The 16,519-nt window shown below is 60.6% G+C and carries 17 protein-coding genes; 6 read left to right on the top strand and 11 right to left on the bottom strand.

Annotation, left to right across the window (positions count from 1 at the left end):
* Positions 1-70: 70 nt before the first annotated feature.
* Positions 71-379: a carboxymuconolactone decarboxylase family protein gene (locus USG84_RS09115; RefSeq protein WP_151413549.1), complete on the top strand. Its 309-nt coding sequence runs from the start codon at positions 71-73 to the stop codon at positions 377-379.
* A complete protein-coding gene (locus USG84_RS09110) occupies positions 379-759 on the top strand; it encodes a tautomerase family protein (protein WP_151413548.1) in 381 nt (126 codons plus the stop codon). The genes USG84_RS09115 and USG84_RS09110 overlap by 1 nt, the downstream gene beginning before the upstream one ends.
* On the opposite strand, the gene USG84_RS09105 is transcribed toward USG84_RS09110, so the two are convergent.
* The 7 genes from USG84_RS09105 to USG84_RS09075 form a co-directional block, all read right to left on the bottom strand.
* Complete coding sequence (locus USG84_RS09105) at positions 750-1,814, bottom strand: DUF2955 domain-containing protein (RefSeq protein ID WP_151413547.1); 1,065 nt, start codon at positions 1,812-1,814, stop codon at positions 750-752. The genes USG84_RS09110 and USG84_RS09105 overlap by 10 nt on opposite strands.
* The gene (locus USG84_RS09100) at positions 1,804-2,871 is read right to left on the bottom strand and encodes an HlyD family secretion protein (protein ID WP_151413546.1); all 1,068 of its coding nucleotides are present in this window, start codon (positions 2,869-2,871) and stop codon (positions 1,804-1,806) included. The genes USG84_RS09105 and USG84_RS09100 overlap by 11 nt, the downstream gene beginning before the upstream one ends.
* Positions 2,868-3,338, bottom strand: coding sequence for a MarR family winged helix-turn-helix transcriptional regulator (locus tag USG84_RS09095; protein ID WP_151413545.1), 471 nt, complete (start codon positions 3,336-3,338; stop codon positions 2,868-2,870). Before USG84_RS09095 ends, USG84_RS09100 begins: the two co-directional genes overlap by 4 nt.
* 554 nt (positions 3,339-3,892) lie before the next feature.
* The gene (locus USG84_RS09090) at positions 3,893-4,588 is read right to left on the bottom strand and encodes a winged helix-turn-helix domain-containing protein (protein WP_320738246.1); all 696 of its coding nucleotides are present in this window, start codon (positions 4,586-4,588) and stop codon (positions 3,893-3,895) included.
* Positions 4,563-4,958, bottom strand: coding sequence for an amino acid-binding protein (locus USG84_RS09085; protein WP_151413543.1), 396 nt, complete (start codon positions 4,956-4,958; stop codon positions 4,563-4,565). Before USG84_RS09085 ends, USG84_RS09090 begins: the two co-directional genes overlap by 26 nt.
* A complete protein-coding gene (locus USG84_RS09080; RefSeq protein ID WP_151413542.1) occupies positions 4,951-5,274 on the bottom strand; it encodes an antibiotic biosynthesis monooxygenase family protein in 324 nt (107 codons plus the stop codon). Before USG84_RS09080 ends, USG84_RS09085 begins: the two co-directional genes overlap by 8 nt.
* A 75-nt stretch (positions 5,275-5,349) precedes the next feature.
* On the bottom strand, positions 5,350-6,765 hold the full coding sequence (locus tag USG84_RS09075; protein WP_151413541.1) for an aldehyde dehydrogenase family protein: 1,416 nt from the start codon (positions 6,763-6,765) through the stop codon (positions 5,350-5,352).
* Positions 6,766-6,865: 100 nt separating this feature from the next.
* Between USG84_RS09075 and USG84_RS09070 the strand changes: the two genes are divergently transcribed.
* Positions 6,866-7,768, top strand: a complete 903-nt coding sequence (locus tag USG84_RS09070; RefSeq protein ID WP_151413540.1) for a LysR family transcriptional regulator — start codon at positions 6,866-6,868, stop codon at positions 7,766-7,768.
* Here the strand turns inward: USG84_RS09070 and USG84_RS09065 are convergent.
* Positions 7,755-8,234 (bottom strand): carboxymuconolactone decarboxylase family protein, encoded by a 480-nt coding sequence (locus USG84_RS09065; RefSeq protein WP_008501331.1) that lies wholly within the window; start codon positions 8,232-8,234, stop codon positions 7,755-7,757. The genes USG84_RS09070 and USG84_RS09065 overlap by 14 nt on opposite strands.
* Positions 8,235-8,335: 101 nt before the next feature.
* Between USG84_RS09065 and USG84_RS09060 the strand changes: the two genes are divergently transcribed.
* On the top strand, positions 8,336-9,724 hold the full coding sequence (locus tag USG84_RS09060) for a PLP-dependent aminotransferase family protein (RefSeq protein WP_151413539.1): 1,389 nt from the start codon (positions 8,336-8,338) through the stop codon (positions 9,722-9,724).
* A gap of 39 nt (positions 9,725-9,763) precedes the next feature.
* Here USG84_RS09060 and USG84_RS09055 read toward each other — a convergent pair whose 3' ends face one another.
* The gene (locus USG84_RS09055; protein WP_151413538.1) at positions 9,764-9,925 is read right to left on the bottom strand and encodes a DUF1127 domain-containing protein; all 162 of its coding nucleotides are present in this window, start codon (positions 9,923-9,925) and stop codon (positions 9,764-9,766) included.
* A gap of 176 nt (positions 9,926-10,101) precedes the next feature.
* Here USG84_RS09055 and USG84_RS09050 point away from each other — a divergent pair, with 176 nt between their 5' ends.
* A complete protein-coding gene (locus USG84_RS09050; RefSeq protein WP_320738245.1) occupies positions 10,102-11,520 on the top strand; it encodes a PLP-dependent aminotransferase family protein in 1,419 nt (472 codons plus the stop codon).
* A 490-nt stretch (positions 11,521-12,010) separates the two neighbouring features.
* Complete coding sequence (locus USG84_RS09045; RefSeq protein WP_151413629.1) at positions 12,011-13,165, top strand: IS481 family transposase; 1,155 nt, start codon at positions 12,011-12,013, stop codon at positions 13,163-13,165.
* 158 nt (positions 13,166-13,323) lie between these two features.
* On the opposite strand, the gene foxA is transcribed toward USG84_RS09045, so the two are convergent.
* The gene (foxA, locus tag USG84_RS09040; protein ID WP_151413630.1) at positions 13,324-15,432 is read right to left on the bottom strand and encodes a ferrioxamine B receptor FoxA; all 2,109 of its coding nucleotides are present in this window, start codon (positions 15,430-15,432) and stop codon (positions 13,324-13,326) included.
* A 121-nt stretch (positions 15,433-15,553) separates the two neighbouring features.
* Entirely contained in the window at positions 15,554-16,510 is a 957-nt protein-coding gene (locus USG84_RS09035) for an AraC family transcriptional regulator (RefSeq protein WP_061099368.1), read from the bottom strand.
* Positions 16,511-16,519 lie beyond the last annotated feature (9 nt).

Genomic DNA, 16,519 nt, shown 5'->3' with positions numbered 1-16,519 from the left:
TCCGAAACATTGCGATTTTCTTTATGGTGGCAGCCTGCGAGAGTCATTGCCAGACAACAGGAGGAAAAAAATGAATACAACACTGAATCGCGACACGCTTGCGCAGGTCTCCCCTAAACTGGCGGAACTCAGCCAGCAGGTGCTTTTTGGCGATATCTGGCAGCGTCCGCAGTTGGCCCCGCGGGATCGCAGCCTGATCACGCTTGCCGCACTGGCCGCCCTGGGGCGCACCGCGCAGCTTACCTGGCATATCGACTTCGCCCGACAAAACGGCGTGACGGACGACGAAATTGCCGAAGCGTTTACCCACCTGGCGTTTTACGCAGGCTGGCCGGCAGCCGTCAGCGCCCTGACCTGCCTGGCAGAGGAGAAAAAATAATGCCGTTTGTTCGCATCATGACGGGTGACCGCTATACCGAGATGCAGAAAAAACAGATCTCGGACATTCTGCACCAGGCGCTGACGGAAACCTTCGCCGTTCCAGCGCAGGACCGGTTTCATTTTTTTGAATGCTTCGCTGCCGGGGATCGATACATTGACCGGCACTATCTCAGCACGGGCAGAACGGAGGGGGCGATACTGTTCAATATCGTGGCCGGTAAGCCGAGGAGCAATGAACAGAAAGCTTCCCTCTATCGCCAGCTGGCTGCGCAACTGAATCAGAAGATGGGCATCGATGGTGGGGACGTGATGGTCGTTATCCAGTTTACTGCCGCTGAAGACTGGAGCTTCAGCGGCGGTATACGCTATCAGCCCTGAATGACGTAGCGCGTCGCCTCGAAGCGGTTCAGGATCAAATGCACCAGAAACACCATCGTCAGCGTCGCCACCAGCGAAAAGGTGACGGAGGTGATGCGATAGAGATCGCTGAACACCAGATCGCTGTCCGGGTGCATGTTCTGCCCGAACATAATGCCGATGGTGGTGATGCTGGAAAAACCCACGCCCGCGCCCACTTTCTCCATCACGTGCAGCCGCGCGCCAAACGCCAGGCCGAGGCCAATCAGCGGCATCATCAGCAGCATATGGCTGCTGTGATCGTAGAGGATAAGCTGCACCACCAGAATGTAGAGGCAGCCCAACACCACCCCGACCACCCGCCAGATGGAGCTCATCACCGCGCCGCGATAGTGCATCGGGAACAGGATCAGAATCCCCGCCATCAGCGCCGATAGCGAATCGCTTAAATCGCTAATCTGAAACACCACGAAAATCATCGTCGCGACGCTGCCGGAGAGCAGCGACTCGTGGCGCACGCGGGCGTCGTCTTTCTCAATCAGCGGCGGCGGCTTGCGGGGCTCAACGTCCGGCAGCAGGTAGTTCATCAGCGCGCTCAGGCACACCGCCATCACGCTCGCTTCAATGTTGGAAAACAGCAGCGTGTGCCAGCTGGTGGTGGGGTAGCTCATAAAGTTGAGCATCACGCTCTGGCACACCACGCCCATCGAGCCGAACAGGAACAGCGGCCCTTTGCTCATAAAGCGAAAACGCATCACGTACAGGGCAAATACCACCAGCGTCATGATGACCGGCCATTGGGACAGATAGCCGATGATAATTACCATTTCGACGCAGTTCAGCGATGCGCTGAAGATAAACTGCTTCGCCACGTGGCGGTTAAACACCGGCACCAGCGACAGCAGCATGATCGGGTAGACCACGAAAAACACGCCGTAGCTGGTGTTGTAGAAGCTCGAGATGCTCAGGGCAATCATCCCGGCGAAGACGATGCGCAGGGTCTGGCGAAAGTCGTTTGCCGTGTAGACGATGTTGCCGTGCGGAGTAAACACCCGCGCCAGCGTATTAATAGACATAGTGCAGCAGGCTCACCAGGTGGATCTGCATCCCTGAGAAGAAGCGCGCAAACGGCCCTTCGCTGTTATAGAGCTGTACGGTCGCCCGCGCGCCCGTTGGCAGCGGCTTCGGCAGCGACTCATCCAGCATGACGTGAATGCGCATGCGCTGGGCGTCTCGTACCCAGCGGTTAGAGGTCTCCGGCTGGGAGAGCTGGCCGTTAACCGCCTCCTGGCCTGCAAGGATCCCCGCGTCGCTGCTGGCCACGTGGGCGCGGAACACCTGCCCCGGGAAGGCGTCAAACACCACGGCGGCATCGGTGCCCTGACGGGTATGGCGCAGGCTCTTCTCGCGGAAATCGGCCACGATATCGGTCTGGTTGTTTACCAGCGCCAGCGCGGCGGAGCCGGATGAGGCGTAAAAACCGGGGCTTAACTGCAGGTTACTGACCGTACCGTCCGCCTGGGCGTAGACCTTTGTCCAGCCGAGGTTCAGCTCTGCTTCATCCAGCGCGTTGCGGTATTTTTGCAGCGTCACGTTGCGGTGCTCGTCCCGCTCGCCGCGCTGAATGCGCAGGTTATGGATGTTGGCCTGAATGGAGCTGACGGACTGCTCGCTGCTCTGCCAGGCGGTGCGGACCTTATCCAGATCCGCCTGCGAGACGTTCTGTAACGTGCTCAGCTTTTGATAGCGGTCGAAGGTCACTTTGTCGTTACGCGCGGTCAGCACCGCGGTTTTCAGGCTGGCCTGCGCGGCGGCGATCTGCGCGTCCAGCTGTTCATTAGAGAGACGCGCCTGCTCCAGCGCGATTTGCGCCGCCTCCACTTTATTGCGAAACGGCGTGTCGTCGAGCTCAAACAGCAGATCGCCTTTCTTCACCTGGCTGTTGTTGTGCACGTGAACCGCCGCCACATAGCCGGAGACGCGCGGAGAAACCGGCGTCACTACGCGCATCACGGTGGAGTCCGGCGTCAGCGGGATCCAGATATCCGCGACGACAAAATAGATAAACATCAGCAGGAAAGAGGCAATACTCACCCTTACCCAGCGGGCAAACTTTTGTTCAGGGGTCATTATTTTTCGATCTTGTTGTCTTCTTCGCGGATTGTCCGCAAATTGCAGGCGATTTGATTCAACGTAGCGCTGAAAATCTCGATATGCTCCGGCGCGATGTGTTGCGATACGCGCGCCTGATAGGTCTCAATCACCTGAGTGAGCCTTTTTAATATGGCTTTTCCCTCAGGCGTCAGCGTCAGAAGCCGGATGCGCTTGTCATAAGGCGATGTGGTGCGCAGCAGGTAACCCTGTTTTTCCAGCTGTGTCAGGGTGCGCATCAGCGGCGGCAGTTCAATACCCTGCACCTCCGCCAGCTCACTCATTGAGACGTTATCCCCAAGCTGATGAAGCTGCATCATCACCGTCCAGCTCGATTGGGTTAAACCGGTATCGAGAATGGCGTCATCGATCACCGCACGCCACTGGCGCACGATCATCGCCATCCGCATGCCCATCGGCCTGCGGCTAAACAGTTCTTCTTCACTCATGGGGAAACCTCTCGTCACACGCGGTCAAGATAATAGTTATCAGGATAAGTATCAAGAAACGAGAAGTTAAAGCGCAGGAATTGCGAAAATGAAATTCTCCCTCTCCCTGTGGGCTGAGGGATCCCCACAAATTAATGCTAGCACTGAACAATCCCCTCGCCCCTTAGGGGAGAGGGTTAGGGTGAGGGGAACATACGGCAGTGGTGGTCATTCCGTTCACTTTATGTTCCTTGCTACTCTTTGATTCCTGTACCGGTGAACGTGCCAGGGCAGCTCAGTCGCCGCCGCCCTGGCAACCCGGGCTCCCGGCGGTAAATCGCCGCTTCGCGGTGCCCTCGGCTTATTCCTTTCGGCTTATCGGGGACGGGCGGAGGAAACGTCCATGTAAAGCCCGCCCTCTCGGCGCATCCCTGCGCCTCGCCCCGGCCTGCAGGAAACGCCTCAGCGATTTACAGCCGGACCAGGGCGTCGCTGCAAGCCATTCATTTTCCTGAAACAACATACATCGCTTCAGGTAGAGAAATTACTGGGGACTCCTCAGCCCGCAGCAGCGTTTAGCGGCTAAAATACTTCCTGACGGCAACCTTCCCCGTCGCCGTCACCACCACCTCCCTGTACCCCGCCACCCGCTGGATCCACCCTTTGCTTTCCAGATGAATAAGCAGCGCCGCGCCCGCCTCACCGCCAAGATGAAACCGCCGCTCGCTCCAGTCCAGGCAGGCGCAGCAGGCCTTGCGCCGCGGGTGAGCGCTTAACGAAACGCCGAGCTTCAGAAACTGCTCCCGGCCATACAGCGTGAGCGCTGAACCGTCTGCCTCCAGCCAGCCTTCCGCCTGCATGAAATCGTAGATCTTTACCGCCACCGTACCCGCCAGATGGTCGTAGCAGGTCCGCGCCTCCCGCATGGCCTTCGGCGCGGTGGTTTCCGGCGGCGCAATGCGGCTCCAGGAGAGCCCCATCATCTGTTCGACCAGCTCCGCCACGTCGTGCCCGGCCAGACGATAATAGCGGTGCCGCCCCTGAGACAGACAGGTAATCAACTTTCCCTCCACCAGCCGGGCGAGATGCCCGCTGGCGGTCGACGGCGCGACGTCTGCCGCCGCGCTCAGTTCGGTGGCGGTCCACGCCCGCCCGTCCATCAGCGCGCACAGCATCTTCACGCGCGACGGATCGGCCATTGCCGCCGCCACCGCCGTAATGGCCTGCTCCAGCGCCGCGCCGTTATCAGTCGGTAAGCTTGTCTTTAACATGTGCCGCCCAGGGTTCGGTGATCTCTGCGGCCAGCTTATCATCATCCGTCAGCAGAATAAGGTGATTCGCATGGTCGCTGTACTGGGTAAGAACAGACACGCCGCGTGCCGCCAGCGCCGCCGCAATTTCACCCAGCTCGCCGGGGCGCTCCTGTTTGAGTTTTCTGATAACCGGCCTGCGCACCGCCTGCACGCTAAACCCGGCCTCCATCAGCACTCGGCGGGCTTTTTCCCCGTCCTCCACCAGGAAATGGGCTTCCGTACCGAAAACGCCGCCGCCCTCAAGCCCCACGCCGTTGCGCCCCAACAGCTGTCCAAAGCGCGCCAGCTCGCCGGGCCCGTCGCTGAAAATCACGTGAACGTCATACATTCGCGCGCCCTCCCGTTTCGGAACTGTACTCCCGCACCAGCTGCGCCACCCGAATACGGTAGAAAGAAAAAATCGACTCCCGCCCTTCGGCCTGAGCGGCCTGATGGAAGACGTTCTGCTTCCAGCGGCGGACGGCCTCTTCATCCCGCCACCAGGAAAGGGACAGGATTTTGCCGTCGGTCGTCAGGCTCTGGAACCGTTCGATATCGATAAAGCCGTCGATGTCGGCCAGCAAAGGCTTAAGCTCTGCGGCAAGTTGGAGATAGCGCGCCTGATGGGCAGGCGCGGCTTTGGCTTCGAAAATGACTGCAATCATGAGGGTCTCTCCGCTGTGATGTTGAGGAGAGAATGCGGGATGGAAAAGCACAATGCTTCGGTAAAGAGCGAAGCTTTAGCCCAGGACCGACCTCGGCTCCATAAACGCGCGGATCCCCCACTCGCCCATCTCGCGCCCCACGCCGGAGTGCTTAAACCCGCCGAACGGCGCTTTCGGTTCATGGGCGAGCGTGTTCACCAGCACGCGACCGGAAACAATCTGCTGCGCCACGCGGCGCGCGCGGTCCGAATCGCCGCCCAGCACCATCGCGCTCAGGCCATAGTCCGTGTCGTTGGCAATGGCAATCGCCTCCGCCTCGTCACGATAGGGAATGACGCACAGCACCGGGCCGAAAATCTCGTCACGAGCAATCGTCATCCGGTTGTTGACGTCGGCAAACAGCGTCGGGCGCACAAACCAGCCGTCCTGCGTGCCTTCCGGCCGCCCTTCGCCGCCCGCCAGCAGGCGCGCCCCCTCTTCAACACCTTTGCGGATATAGCCCTGCACCCGCTGCCACTGCTTTTCGCTGACCATCGGGCCGACGTCCGTTGATTTATCGCGCGGGTCGCCGGATTTCACCGCCGCCACGGCATGCGCCAGCGCGGTTTCGATCTCCGACTTGCGCGAGTAAGGCACCAGAATGCGCGTTCCGGCCACGCACGCCTGCCCGCTGTTCATAAACCCGGCCTGAATGACAAGCGGGATCGCCTGCGCCAGATCCACGTCATCGAGCAGGATCGTTGGCGATTTCCCGCCTAACTCCAGCGTCACGCGCTTAAAGCTCTCCGCCGCGTTGCGCAGGATCGCCTTGCCGGTATTCGTGGAGCCGGTAAACGATATTTTGGCCACGTCCGGATGGCGGCTGATAGTCTCACCGACCGTCTCACCCCGCCCGGTGACGATGTTAAACACGCCCGGCGGCAGCGCCGCATCGCGCAGCGCTTCGGTGACAATCTGCGTTTGCAGGGCGCTCATTTCGCTCGGCTTGATGACCGCCGTACAGCCCGCCGCCAGCGCGGCCGCAAGCTTGCCGCAGATAAACCCGGCGTCGCTGTTCCACGGCGTAATCAGCCCGGCCACGCCGAGCGGCGTCATCTGCACCGTGGCTGCGCCCGCGGGGGTGACGAATTCAAACGCCTCCAGCGCCTCAATGGCCTGAGCAATCACCTCCGCCGGATAGCTGGCCATCCACGCCGAGCGCGAGGCGGGCGCGCCGTACTCTTCGATGACCGCTTCCAGCAGATCGTCGTGACGAGCGGCCACGGCGGCATGCATACGCTTCAGCGCGGCGATGCGCTCCTGCTTTGTCGTCTGCGACCACGCCGGAAACGCCGCTTTCGCCGCCGCAACGGCGCGCGCTGCGTCAACCTCATCCGCCAGGCGTACCTGCCCAATGACCTGCGCCGTCGCCGGGTTGTACAAATCAAACCGTTCGGTGCCGTGCGGGGTGACAAACTCGCCGTTAATAAAGATCTGTTCGATGGTGTGCATATAAACCTCCTCAGGCTGTGTGAGCACAGTCTGGCACGGCTTCTCCGTTGCGATAATCCACGCTATGCTGCAAGGGTTGTTTCGATTTTCAGGATAATCTATGCATCGTTCAGGTCTGACAGAGCTGGAAGTGGTGATGGCGGTGGTGCGGCGCGGCAGCTTTCGCGCCGCGGCGCAGGAGCTGGGCATGTCCGCCACGGCGGTAAGCAACGCCATCGCCGGGCTGGAGAGCCGCCTTGATACCCGCCTTTTCAACCGCACCACCCGCAGCGTGGCGCTCACCGACGCCGGGCAGCGCTACGTGGCGCGCGTCGGCCCGGCGCTGCAGGAGATCCGCCTCGCCGGAGAGGAGATCCACAGCGATACCGGGGAACCCGCCGGCACGCTGCGTCTGAACGTGCCGAACCATATCGGCACCCTGTTTCTGGACCAGCTGCTGATCGACTTCATGATCCGCTACCCGAAGATGCGTGTAGAGACCGTCAGCGAAGCGCGCATGATCGACATCGTCGCGGAAGGCTACGATGCGGGGATCCGCCTTGAGGAGTCCGTGCCGCAGGACATGATCGCCGTGCCGCTGACCGGGGAGATCCGCCAGCTGGTGACCGCCACGCCGGACTATTTTGCCCGCCACGGCACTCCGCAGACGCCGGACGATCTGCTTTCACATCAGGGGATCGGCATGCGCATGGCCCACGGCGGGATCTACCGCTGGGAGCTGGCGCGACGGGGGGAAACGTACGCCCTTGCCGTACCGCCGCGCTTTGCGACGTCCGATCTTTTTGCCTCGATCCGCGCCGTGAAGGCGGGATTAGGGGTAGGATTTTTGCCGGAACTGTATATCCGGGAAGAGCTTGAGCGTGGAGAACTGGTGAGCGTCTTAGACGACTGGGCACAACCCTTTGCCGGGCTGCGCCTCTATTACCCCGGCCATCGCCACGTTCCGCCTGGACTGCGGGCGCTGGTGGCAACGATCCGCGAGCGCGGGATTATTCCAGGTTAGCTTTATTCAGCCCGTAAGCCGCGTCCAGCGAGCCCGGCGCCATGCGGGAGGTGATCCCCAGACGGTTCCAGGCGTTGATCGCCACGATGGCGAAGTTCAGCTCTGAAATCTCCACGTCCGAGAAGTGCTCCGCCACGCTGCGGTAGAGCGCGTCGCTCACCCCGTGAACGCCAATCTGGGTCAGCGCTTCGGTGAAGGCCAGCGCGGCTTTCTCGCGGGCGCTGAACAGCGGGGACTCGCGCCAGGCCGCCAGATGGTACAGGCGCAGCTCGCGCTCGCCGGCGATTTTGGCCTCTTTCGAGTGCATATCCAGACAGAAGGTACAGCCGTTCAGCTGCGACACGCGAATGTCGATCAGGTGCTTCAGCGCCGGGTCGATGGAGGTTTTTGCCACCTCCATGCTCAGGGCAGACAGCGCGTTGGCGAGGGCAGGTGTGGCTTTATGGTGGTTAACGCGAGTGCTCATTGTCATTCCTCTTTTTGTGCGGCATATGTCATGCGATGGGGCAAATCTACGCCGTTCATGACATAGTAAAAAGATACAAAAAGCGTGAAATGAGGTAGGACATGAAGCCGGGCTATCACGAGATTTATACCCGCTATCGCGACAACATCACGCGCGGCGTGCTGAAGCCGGGCGATAAGGTGCCCGCCATCCGCGTGCTGGCGGAAGAGCTGAAGGTGGCGCGCAAAACCGTCGAAACGGCGTACGCCATTCTGACGGGTGAAGGGTATCTGGTGAGCCAGGGCGCGCGCGGCACGCGGGTTAACCCGGATTTACTGCTGCCGGATAACAATGCCCCGGCGGAACAGCCCACCGGAGCGCTTCCGGCCTCGCTTATCAGCCAGCGCGAGCGGGCGGGGTTTCTGCGCCCCGGCATCCCCGCCCTCGACAGCTTCCCGTATAAAAAATGGCTGCTGCTGGCGGGCCAGGCGACGCGCGCCATGCGCCAGGAGGAGATGCTCAACCCGCCCGTCCTGGGCTGGTATCCGCTGCGTCAGGCCATCGCCAGCTATCTCAATATCTCGCGCGGCCTGTCCTGCAGTGCCGAACAGGTGCTGATCACCAGCGGCTACAGCGGCAGCCTGCGGCTGATCCTCGACACCCTCGCCAGCCGCAGCGACAAGGTGGTGTTTGAAGATCCGGGCTACTTTATGGGCCAGCAGCTGCTGAAGCGGATCGTGCCGCGCCTGCACACGGTGCCGGTCGATCGCAGCGGCATAGATACGGAATACCTGCTCCGTCACCATCGCGACGCGCGTTTTGCCATCGTCACCCCGTCGCACCAAAGCCCGCTGGCGGTGACGCTCTCCCTGCCGCGCAAGCAGCAGCTGCTCGACTGGGCCACTCAGAACGAGGCGTGGATCGTTGAAGACGATTACGACGGGGAGTTTCACTACACCCGCAAGGTGCTGCCGTCGCTGAAAAGCCTCGACCAGCACGACCGGGTGATTTTTATGGGCACCTTCAGTAAAACCATCATGCCGTCGCTGCGCATGGGCTACGTGGTGATGCCCGCCAGCACCGTCGGGGCCTTTACCGACTGCGCGGATATCACCACCAGCGGCCAGCCGGTGCTGACGCAGAAGATCCTCACTGCGTTTCTCAACGAAGGGCATTTTTTCCGCCATCTTAAGAAGATGCGCGCGCTGTATCAGACCCGCCGCGACTGGATGATTGCCGCCCTGCGCGAGGTGTATGGCGATCTGTTTTTCACCGAGCAAAACGACGGCGGAATGCATATCGTGGCGTTTCTCACCAAAGGGAGCTGCGACCGGGAAGTGGCCCGCTGCTGGCAGGACCAGCAGCTGCAGGTGAACGCGCTTTCGGAGTGGTACCGCGGGTCGGGCAAACGCTACGGGCTGGTGATGGGCTATAACAACGTGCGGTCCTATCAGGAGGCGGTGGAGCTGCTGGAAAGGCCGAAGCGGCAGACGCTTGAACTGTTGAGCTGAACATCGCCGGGTGGCGGCTGCGCCTTACCCGGCCACGGTTTAAACATCATTGCGGGATAACCCGACGTCCTTGAGCTGCTCGTCGCTCATCTGGCTCAGGATGCGGCGGGTCCGGTTAATGCGATACCAGTTGCGGATCGTTTTGCCGATCCAGACAAACACGACGAACGGACGTTTTGAACGGTTCTCGTAGAATTCCATGATGCTCTCCTCACTGTGCCAGTGGGGTTATCATCCTGGAAATCGGCCCGTGCAATACAGATGCAAAAACAACTTTTGTTTAACATACAGATCCGCTAAAACGGTATCTGCATGCCGTTTTTTGCGGCAATCTGTACTGGTTTAACAATCTGTATGGTGAAAACAGAGGATACAGCATGACGCGCTATCAACATCTCGCCAACCTTCTGGCAGAACGCATTGAACAAGGGCTGTACCGCAGCGGCGAACGTCTGCCGTCGGTGCGCGCCCTGAGCCAGGAGCACGGCGTGAGCATCAGCACCATACAGCAGGCCTACCAGATCCTCGAAAATCTTCAGCTGATCACCCCCCAGCCGCGCTCCGGCTATTTTGTCTCGAAACGCAAAGCCCAGCCGCCCGTCCCGGCGATGACGCGCCCGGTGCAGCGCCCGGTGGACGTCACCCAGTGGGACGAGGTGATGATGCTGCTGGACGCCCGCGCCGACAAAGAGATGATCTCCTTTGGCGGCGGCTCGCCGGACGTAAATCAGCCGAGCCTGAAGCCCCTGTGGCGCGAGATGAGCCGCCTTGCGCAGCATAACCCGAGCGAGATGCTGAGCTATGACGTGCTCGACGGCCGCCTTGAGCTGCGCGAGCAGATCGCCCGCCTGATGCTGGACGGCGGCTCTACCGTCGCGGCAAACGAGATAGTCATCACCAACGGCTGCCACGGCGCGCTGTCGATCGCCCTGCTCTCGGTGTGCAAACCGGGGGATATCGTGGCGGTGGAGTCGCCGTCGTTTCACGGCACCATGCAGATGCTGCGCGGGTTTGACATCAAGGCGATTGAAATTCCCACCGACCCTGAAACCGGGATCAGCATCGAGGCGTTAGAGCTGGCGCTGGAGCAGTGGCCGATCAAGGCGGTGATCCTGGTGCCCAACTGCAATAACCCGCTCGGGTTCATCATGCCGGAAGCGCGGAAAAAGCAGGTTTTAGCCCTCGCCCAGCGGCACGATATCGTGATTGTCGAGGATGACATTTACGGCGAACTGGCGGCGGAGTACCCGCGCCCGCGCACCATTCATTCGATGGACATCGACGGCCGCGTGATCCTCTGCAGCTCGTTTACCAAAACCGTGGCGCCGGGCCTGCGCGTCGGCTGGATTGTGCCGGGCCGCTATTACGACCGGGTGATGCACATGAAATACGCCGCCGGCGGGTTTAACGTGCCGGGCACCCAGATGGCGGTAGCGGCGTTTATTCGCGACGGCCATTACCACCGCCACGTGCGCCGTATGCGCCAGATTTATCAGCAGAATATGGAAACCTACACCTGCTGGGTGCGGCAGTATTTTCCGGCGGAGATTTGCGTCACGCGCCCGCAGGGAAGCTTCCTGCTGTGGGTTGAGCTGCCGGAGAAGGTGGATATGGTGTGCGTCAGCAAGCAGCTGTGTCGGCTGAAGATCCAGGCCGCGGCCGGGTCGCTGTTTTCCGCCTCCGGGAAGTACCGCAACTGCCTGCGAATCAACGTGGCGCTGCCGCCGACGGATAAAAATCGCGAGGCGTTGAAAAAGATGGGTGAAGCGATTGTGATTGCGATGGAGGAGGGCTAGTGCGGCCTGATGCTCTCACCCCAGCCCTCTCCCACGGGGCTGAGGAATCCCCAGTAATTTATAAGCAGAAGCAATAAGGTTGTTTCAGAACGAGTTAAAGCTTTCAGCGACGCCCTGGTCCGGCTGTAAATCGCCGAAGCGTTTCCGTAAGGCCGGGGCGAGGCGCACGGATGCGCCGAGAGGGCGTGGCCTGCAGGGATGCAGGCTCATGCCCGACCCGATAGCCTGAAGGAATAAGCTGAGGGCACCGCGAAGCGGCGATTTACCGCCGGGAGCCCGGGTCGCCAGGGCGGTGGCGATTGAGCCGCCCTGGCACGTTCACCGGTCATGTCCTTACAGAGTAGCAAGGAACATAAAGTGAACGGAATGACCACCGGAGCCGTATGTTCCCCCTCACCCCAGCCCTCTCCCTCTGTACGGTCCGGGGACATAGTGAACACTTGTTCGGGGACATGGTAGACACTTACAACTGAGGCATAAGAATCCGTTTATGGAGCCGCTTATGCCCTGGGATGCGAGAGATACCATGTCATTACGTACCGAGTTTGTGCTGCTCGCCTCGCAGGACGGGGCGAACATCCGTTTCCTCTGCCGTCAGTACGGCATTTCTCCTGCCACCGGCTACAAGTGGCTTCAGCGCTGGGCTCAGGAAGGCGTATCCGGCCTTCAGGACCGCTCCCGCGCACCTCATCATTCCCCGAACCGCTCGTCAGACGGCATCACGGCCCTGCTGCGCATGGCCCATGACCGCCATGAACGCTGGGGAGCCCGCAAGATTAAGCGCTGGCTGGAAGACCAGGGGCACACCATGCCCGCCTTCAGCACCGTCCATCACCTGATGGCACGCCACGGCCTGCTGCCGGGCGTTTCACCGGGCATTCCGGCCACGGGACGCTTCGAACACGACGCGCCGAACCGCCTCTGGCAGATGGATTTTAAGGGCCACTTTCCCTTTGGCGGTGGCCGCTGCCATCCGCTCACCCTGCTGGACGACCACTCCCGTTTTTCCCTGTGCCTGGCGCCCTGCACCGATGAACGGCGTGAGACCGTGCAGCATCAGCTGGTCAGCGTGTTTGAGCGCTACGGCCTGCCGGACAGGATGACGATGGACAACGGCTCACCGTGGGGAGACACCACCGGCACCTGGACGGCGCTGGAGCTGTGGCTCATGCGTCACGGTATCCGGGTGGGCCATTCCCGGCCTTATCATCCGCAGACGCAGGGCAAGCTGGAGCGTTTTCACCGCAGCCTGAAGTCGGAAGTGCTGCAGGGAAAGTGGTTCGCGGACAGAGGTGAGCTGCAGCGCGCCTTCGACCACTGGCGGACGGTCTACAACCTTGAACGCCCGCACGAGGCGCTGGATATGGCGGTACCGGCCTCGCGGTATCAGCCGTCTGCCCGGCAGTACAGCGGGAGCGTAACGCCGCCGGAATATGATGAAGGGGTGAAGGTCAGGAAAGTGGATGTCAGCGGAAAGCTGAGCATAGAGGGTGTCAGTCTGGGCGCAGGCAAGGCGTTCAGGGGAGAACAGGTCGGGCTGAAGGAGACGCAGGAGGACGGCTGCTATGAAGTGTGGTGGTACAGCACGAAAGTGGGGGTGATCGACCTGAAGAAAAAGTCGATCACCATGGGTAAAGGATGTTAAAAAGTGTTCACCATGTCCCCGAACACCTGTCTACCATGTCCCCGGACCGTACACCCTCAAGGGAGAGGGGGTCGTCCATGCAAACATTATTTTGTGGGGATCCCTCAGCCCACAGGGAGAGGGAGAAAACCGCGTACGCCCCCGGCAAAATCAACCACTCAGAACTTCCACGAAACGCTGCCCACAATGCTGCGTTCTGCACCGAAATAGCAGTAAGAGAGCGAGTTACACGCCGCGACGTAGCTTTTGTCCGTCAGGTTGTTGACGTTCAGCTGCGCGCTCACGCCCGTGAGCCCCACTTTCGACAGGTCATATCCCACGACCATGTCCACCAGCGTGTACGACGGAAGCGTATGGGTGTTCTGGCGATCGCTGGCGATCCCGTTGACATAGCGCACGCCGGAGCCGACGGTCAGGCCGTCCAGCGGGCCGGTTTTGACGTCGTAGCTCAGCCAGGCGCTGGCCATGTTACGCGGGGCATAGACGGCGCGCTTGCCCTCCTCTTCCGGGCTGCTCTTCTTGTAGCGAATATCCGTGTAGGTGTACGCCGCCTGCATGCGCAGGCTGTCGGTCAGCTGACCAATCGCCTCCAGCTCAACGCCTTCGGATTCGATTTCACCGATGGAACGGTACGGATCGGTCGGCTCCTCTTTGGTGGCAATGTTCTTCTGGTTGATGCGGAACACCGAGGCGCTGAACTGGCTGTTCATCCCTTCTGGCTCATACTTCACGCCCGCTTCCCACTGCTTGCCCTTCATCGGATCCAGGATATTGCCCTGCTCGTCGGCAAAGCTGGTCGGCGTAAAGGCGGTGGAGTAGCTGACGTACGGCGCAACGCCGTTATCAAACAGATACAGCAGCGCCGCGCGGCTGCTGAAGTTGTTTTTATCCAGATCGCTGCGGGTGTGGTTAAAGTTGTCGACGTTCGACACGCTCACCTGGTCGTAACGCCCGCCGAGCGTCAGGCGCCAGCGGTCAACGGACATCTGATCCTGTAGGTAGTAGCCGGTCTGGCGAAGCTTATGCTTTTCCCTGCTGTACTGGGTGATGTAGTCCGGCTTCGCACCGTAAACCGGGTGGAAGGCGTCAATCGGCGGGAAGCCGCCATAGTAGCCGGTCACGTTGTTGGTGCGGTCCTGGTAGTCCATGCCGATCAGCACGCGGTGGTTCACCGCCCCGGTGTCGAAGCTGCCGTCGACCTGATTATCCAGGGTGATGGCGTTCATCTTCTCGTCGGAGCCGGAATAGCCGCGGTTCAGCTCGGTGTCATTCAGCCAGCCTGCGGCATACACCTGGTTCAGCTCCACTTTGGTGTGCAGGTAACGCAGCTTCTGGCGCACGGACCAGCCGCTGTCAAACAGGTGCTCAAGGTTATAGCCGACCATGTTTTCCCGACGATCGTACTTGTCGTAATCGTCTTCACCTTCAAAGAACGTGTTGGAGATTTTCTTCCCGCTGTGCGGCACAACGGTGCCCTCATACGGCAGGCCGGAGTGGCTGCCCCCTTCCGGATCGCGGTGCAGGTAGGCCATTAGATCCAGACGGGTGCTATCGGTGATACGCCAGGTCAGGCTCGGCATCAGCGCGTAACGCTCTTCCTTCAGCGGATCGAACTGGGAATCGGCATAGCGGGTCATCCCGCTGAGGCGCACCGCCACGCGGTCGTTATCATCAACCGGGCCGGTGACGTCGAACATCGCCCCACGCTGGCTATTGTTCCCGGCAAAGAGCTTGATCTCCCCGCCCGGATCGAACGACGGCTTACGGGAGGTAAGCGCCACAATCCCACCCGGCGATGAACGGCCATAGAGCACGGAGGCCGGGCCGCGCACGACTTCGATACTGTCCAGGAACCACGGATCAACCACCAGCGAGCTGTGGGAGTTGGTGTCGCCCATCATCTTCAGGCCGTCCAGGTAGACGTTGTCCAGGCTGCCGTCAGAGAAGCCGCGCAGCACCATGTAGTCAAAGCGGTTTGACGCCCCGATCTGGTTGCTGTAGACCCCTGGCGTGTAGCTCACGGCCTGACGCACGCTGGTTGCGCCCTGCTCTTCGAACTGCTCGCGCGTGACGATAGAGACCGACTGCGGAGTTTCAATATCCGGCGTTTCAAGCTTGGTAGCCGCAGACTGCATCTGCGAGGTCACCACCACGGTGTCAGTTTTTTGCGCATCCTGCGCCAGTAAAGGAAAAGCGACGCTACCGGTAACCCATCCCACCAGCAGTGCCAGACGCGATTTAGCAAACATAACCCTCTCCAGAGATATTTCTTATTGTTAATAAGAATTATTACCTTTTTGAGGGTGCAAACGGCTATGCGCGCCGCCAGGTTACGTATGCGCGATGCTAAACCGCACGGGATGCGTTCGCGCGATGGGCGAAATTACGTTAGCGGAGTTTGCGCACGTCGCCCGGTGAAATCCCGTAATGACGACGAAACGCGGTGGCGAAGTTGGTGGCATGCTGATACCCGCACATCCAGGCCGCCTGCTGCACGCTGTGGCCTTCCAGCAGATAGCGGCGCGCCAGCGCAAGGCGACAGTCGCGGAGGTAATCGAAGAGCGTGCAGCCGTAGCGCTGACGGAACTTGCTGCGCAGGCTGCTTGGGCTCATTGCAGCCAGGGCTGCCAGCTGCGCGAGGGTATGATCCCGTTCAGGAGACTGTTCCAGCATGCTCCGCACGCGTTCCAGACGCGCATGCTCAGGGCGGCTCGGGCAGGGCTGCTGGCGCTGGTTCAGGCCGTGGCCGAGCAGCTGGTACATCAGCCCCTCCAGCAACAGCTTACGCGCGAGCACGCTTCCCCTCTGCTGCTGCGCATGCTGAATACCTGACATAACAAACTCGGGAACGTGCCAGACAAACGTGGGTGTATTCAGGTTTTGCCATTCCAGCAGCAGCGACTCAAGCAGGGCTTCACGCCCGGCTTCATGCGGGTACACGCCAAACGAGAGCGTTTTCAGCGAGCTGTCGGCGTCGTGACGCGCGCTCATCACCTGTTCCTCACTCAGACGGGCGCTGAACGCCATGCCGGGACGAACGTGATAGTCGATGCCATTGAGCGCGATCGTAACGCACCCTTCCAGGACTACCAGCATATAGAGCGGGCTGCTGTGGCGGGATGTGGTTTCGTAGGGTTGTAATACATGCACGTCGGAGTGGGTCAGCGAAATGCCGGACGAGAGCGTCATCTCTTCCACATTCCCCTGCAACACCGGGCTGCCGCTAACCTGCTCCCCTTTTAACAGCGGGAAACGGTAGTCGATGCCGTAGCGCTCGCCGAATACCTGAAAATCCTCAACAAAAAATATGCGTTTCGCTGATCTATTTTCACTCTGGAGCATCATTCGGGGCCT

Source organism: Enterobacter sp. 168J2, assembly GCF_034107265.1.
Lineage (GTDB): Bacteria > Pseudomonadota > Gammaproteobacteria > Enterobacterales > Enterobacteriaceae > Enterobacter > Enterobacter nematophilus.
Note: the sequence above shows the minus strand (reverse complement) of the source record. Positions and strands in the feature narration are given on the sequence as shown.